Annotated in this window: 2 protein-coding genes; both read right to left on the minus strand. The window is 61.5% G+C overall.

What is annotated here, in order from left to right:
• Positions 1-66 precede the first annotated feature (66 nt).
• Positions 67-1,398 (minus strand): NAD(P)/FAD-dependent oxidoreductase, encoded by a 1,332-nt coding sequence (locus tag Q4E95_RS12290; RefSeq protein ID WP_095797034.1) that lies wholly within the window; start codon positions 1,396-1,398, stop codon positions 67-69.
• 34 nt (positions 1,399-1,432) lie between these two features.
• The gene (locus Q4E95_RS12295; protein ID WP_303383575.1) at positions 1,433-2,923 is read right to left on the minus strand and encodes an APC family permease; all 1,491 of its coding nucleotides are present in this window, start codon (positions 2,921-2,923) and stop codon (positions 1,433-1,435) included.
• Positions 2,924-3,121 lie beyond the last annotated feature (198 nt).

Consider the following 3,121-nt stretch of genomic DNA (forward strand, 5'->3'; position numbering starts at 1 on the left):
GGCGGCGCATTCTGGCCGGGTCCTGACGTATTCAGCCCGAACCCGGCCGGGAGCCGTTGGCTGGGCTCAGACTTTCAGTTCCTTGATCATGTTGCGTGCCGTGCTCAGTCCAGTTTCGATGGCGCCGTCCACGACGACGCCGCGCCAGCCCCGCGCCCAGTCCGCCCCCGCGAAATGCAGCCGGCTATCGGTAGCGCGGAAGTGGTGCCACCCGTTGGTGAACTGCCCCGAACGCAGTGTGGCCCAAGCCTGACCGCTCCACTTGTCCGCCACCCAGTCATGGCCGGTGGAGTCCACGACCTCCAAGTCCGGTCGCCATTGATTGATGATTTCCTGACCGTGTTTCGGGTCGTTGAGATCCACCAGGTCGTGGTGGGGGCCGAATCCCACGCAAATGGTGGTGTCGTCGTCCATGAAGAACTCGCTGCGCAAGATCGCCATTTTGGCGGGGGTGGGTGCGTAGCCAAGGATGCTGTGGTGACCCTTGACCTTCACCCAGATCTTGCATCCGGTGGAGTTCCACTTCTTGTCGACGATGTTGCGCATGCCTTCGGGTAGCGCCGGAGTGAATTCGATCGTGGGCAGCGCACCCACGGGCACCGTGACGATTACGCCGTCGCAGGAAATGCGTTCGCCGTTCTCCAGGGTGACCGTGGCGCCGGCCGACCGGTGGTCAATGGACGCGACCGGGGTGTTGAGCCTGATGGGGCAATTGAGGTCGGCGGCGATGTTCTCGTAGATTCCCCGCATGCCGTTCGTGAGTTTGTACCGAAGTGTTTGTTCCTCCATGAGGCTCATCCGATGATCGGACAGCGCAGCCCACTGCTTGGCCATGAGCGGCGACCCCAGTTCCGGGTCCCCGATGTACCCGGCGGCCCAGAAAGCGTTGCAGAGATCGATCTCTTCCTGGGAGAAGGAGCCGTCCCGTAGGCAATCCAAAACGCTGCCTTCATCCGCGGCCAGGAACCGCCGGCGAAGTTCCGGGGTGCTGCCGCTGGTTTCGTCCAGTACGTGCAGTGGCTCGTAGGGGTACGGGAAGAACTCGCGAGAGTCCTCAAAAATCTTTTGCATGGGGCGGTCGATCGCCGCTTCGAGGTCCGCCTCGGAACCGTGTTTGACCAAATCACCCGTGACCCAATATGCGTCATCACAGAATGGGCTGGGGTAGATGCTCTGGTCGTACCGCGTGATCTCGGACCACACGTGCGGTTGCATCCAGTGCACCCAGGTCGCACCGAGTTCGAGGGGGCGACCCATGCGTTCTTCAGTCCACGCTCGTCCGCCGATACGCTCCCGGGCTTCAACGATTTCCACGTCTACGCCGGCCATCTGCAGTTCGCGAGCGGCGACCAGGCCGGCGAAACCGGCCCCGACAACTACGACATGGGGATTGCTCATGGTAATTCCTCCGGTGAATGGGTTGTTGATCGAATCAGGAATGAGGGTGGGTGGTGACCACGGGAAGTTCTTGCGATTCGGGGATCTGATCCTCGTGCTGCATGGCCCGGTACACGTCCGGGCGGAGTCGCCTGATGACCTCACCCCAGATCAGTCCCACCACACCCGAGCCAATGATGATGCCCGGCATGATGGCCACCAGCGGTGATGGGCCTTCCGCTCCGATCATGAGATCGAAGTTGACCAGGATGAGGGCGGCCACGGTGAGCAACCCGAGTGCTGAGATCACCGGCGCCACCACACGAGTGCCTACTCCATGTCCGTGGTGACGGCGGGAGAACCAAGCCACCACCGCGATGGATGTAATGGCCAGAAGGAACACCAAACCGAAAGCTGCGGCATTGGTCAGCCAGGTGAAGAGGGTCAGAACCGGGAACAGATCACCCAGCGGTGAACCTGCTCCGGCTATGGCGAAAACCACAATCACAATGATCGCCACGCAGGACTGGGCAAGGGACCCGGCAAACGGAGCTCCGGTCCTGACGGATGTCAGTCCGAGTTTCTTTGGCAGCACCCCGGTACGGCCCAGTGCAAAGAAGTACCTGGCGGCGCCGTTGTGGAAGGCGACCAGAGCAGCGAGCAAGCTCGTGATGAAAAGGACGTTCGCGACGTCGGCGAGCAGTGTGCTGCGTTCGGCGAGCCACACGAACACCAGGTCCGGCCCGAGTTCTTGAGATGAGGACACGATGTTTGAGGCCCCGACACCCACGGAGAACGCCCAGGACGAGAACATGTAGAACACGGCAATCACGGCCACTGCAATGTAGGTTGCTCGGGCCACGGTCTTCCGGGGGTTCTTGGTTTCCTCAGAGTAAATGGCGCCCGATTCGAACCCCATGAATGCCGCGATGCCAAAGGCCAGGAGCACTCCGATTCCGGGAGTGAAGAAGTTCTGCGGGTCAAGGGTTTGCAACCCGATTCCCTCCGGGGCGGCTACGAGCGCCAGGACGGAGACCACACCCACCACGAGAAACTCTAACGCGACCAAAATGCCCAGTACCTTGGCGGAGAGGTCCACGCTGTTAACACCCAAAACACCGACAATCACCCACCCGGCCAGCGCAGCGAGCCACCACGGAACCGTCATGCCGGTCAGACCAGTGATCAAGGTGGCCAACGAGAAGCCGAACAGTCCATACAGACCAACCTGCATCATGTTGTAGGAGACCAATGCCAGGATGGCGGCGGCGATGCCTTGTCTATTTCCCAGGCCTTCGGCCACGTACGCGTAAAACGCTCCGGCGTTCTGAACATGCCCACTCATGGCGCCGTATCCAATGGCGAATACGGCGAGGATGAGTCCCAGGATCAGATAACCCACGGGCACACCCAGAAGACCGGATACCGCGAAACTGGTCGGCACGCCGCCGGCGAGGACGGTCAAGGGCGCTGACGCGGCGATGATCATGAATACCAGGGCTGTGGTGGACAGATGACGCCTCGCGAGGCGAGTAGGTTGCTGCACGGTGAGCCTCCGATGCGGGTTTCAACAGGTTTATCCCATTGTTAGCCAGCTCACATCCGCAAGGCGTTGTCCAGGAGTGCTGGGCACTTGTCATTGGCTGCGGGGTGCTGCTTGAGACGTCGCGAGGTGAACGCCGGAGCCCTCGCCTGCACCGAGGAGCAAGACGGCTGCACGGGCAGACAACATGAGCGGCGTGAC

It is taken from the genome of Kocuria sp. (genome assembly GCF_030536815.1).
GTDB lineage: Bacteria > Actinomycetota > Actinomycetes > Actinomycetales > Micrococcaceae > Kocuria > Kocuria gwangalliensis.